This window comes from Candidatus Darwinibacter acetoxidans, assembly GCF_041936445.1.
GTDB lineage: Bacteria > Bacillota > Limnochordia > Darwinibacteriales > Darwinibacteriaceae > DTU010.
This window is the reverse complement of sequence record NZ_JBHGXH010000209.1, coordinates 1-1,358: the sequence shown is the minus strand read 5'-3', so window position 1 is coordinate 1,358 and position 1,358 is coordinate 1. Positions and strand designations below refer to the sequence as shown.

Below are 1,358 nucleotides of genomic sequence, written 5' to 3'. Positions count from 1 at the left end.
GGAACAGGAGTTCCGCGACTTTGGCGAGTTCTTGCAGACTGTAAAGTACAACCCGCATGATCAGGCTTTGAGAGCCCGGGAAATGAGCGACAAGACCCAGAAACGTTTTCTTAACATGGGTTTCGGTGCCTCTGGCGGGTTTATCGTACCCGAACAGTTTAGTAACCAGATTAAGATGGTTGACGACCAGAGCGCAATATTCAGACCCCGTGCGCAGGTCATCCCGGCTGGAGATCCGCCCGATGCCGCTATCACCATCCCGGCACTAGACCAGGGCAACGCTAATGGCGTTTACGCAGGCGTGCAGGTATCCTGGATTGCAGAGGGCGCAACCAAGCCTGAAACCGAACCCTTATTCCGCGAAATACGCTTAGAACCAAACGAAGTAGCCGCCCATGTGGTTGTTACCGACAAACTACTCCGTAACAGTGCGGCCGCTGGTGCTTTGGTATCTAGCCTACTTCGCAAGGCGATAATTGCCGCTGAAGAAGATGCTTTCCTATCCGGTAACGGTGCAGGTCAGCCTTTAGGCATTATTGGACATCCCGCTGCTATACAGGTAGCTCGTGCAGGTGCTGGAGCTATTGCCTATACTGATGTTGTAAACATGTTTGCCCGCGCCAAGTTCGGCGGTCGCCTGGCATGGATAGGTTCTCAGACCATTCTGCCCCAGCTGATGTCTATGGTGGATGCCGGCAATAACCTGGTGTGGCAGCCCAATGCAAGAGAAGGAGCACCGGGCACCCTGATTGGTATCCCGTTCCTGCTCAACGACCAGAGCCCGATATTAGGAGCAGAAGGCGACCTGATACTGGTAGACCTCAACTACTACCTGATTAAAGACGGTAGCGGTATCTCACTCAGCATGAGCGAGCACCCGTTATTTACGCAGAACCGCACTATCATCAAGGCGTTCTGGAATGTTGACGGACAGCCCTGGCTGAGCACTCCGCTGTTGGCCCGTGACGGCGTTTCCACTGTTAGCCCGTTCGTCGTGCTGCAGTAGTAGGAAGGAGGAATAGAATACAATGGCTAAACTTTTGAGTGAGATTAACAAAGTTGATATAGCAATCGTTCCCGCGTCAATCAACGGCGCATCGACCGGGCCTTACTACAACCTAGGGCTCAGGAACAAAGCCCTTTTCGTGTGGGAGACTGGCGCAATGGCTGCGGGAGTGACCTCTATTGGTCAAGTCATGCAGGCTCAGGATGCCGCAGGTACTGGGGGGAAGGTGGTTACCAACAACGCCGCAACCATTACGGCCAACACAAAAGTGGCTGCTGCTACTCTGACCGTTGATACCGTAGTAGCAACTAACAAAGTCACCATTAATGGTCTGACCTTTGAGGCTGCAGCT

2 protein-coding genes are annotated in these 1,358 nt (G+C 53.2%); both read left to right on the top strand.

From position 1 onward, the window contains the following. Positions 1-1,006 (top strand): phage major capsid protein (locus tag ACE4YL_RS08015; RefSeq protein WP_461369483.1); only part of this gene is annotated, 1,006 nt, incomplete at its 5' end. Between the two features lie 22 nt (positions 1,007-1,028). Continuing rightward, on the top strand, positions 1,029-1,358 hold a 330-nt coding region (locus ACE4YL_RS08010; RefSeq protein ID WP_461369482.1), incomplete at its 3' end, for a hypothetical protein.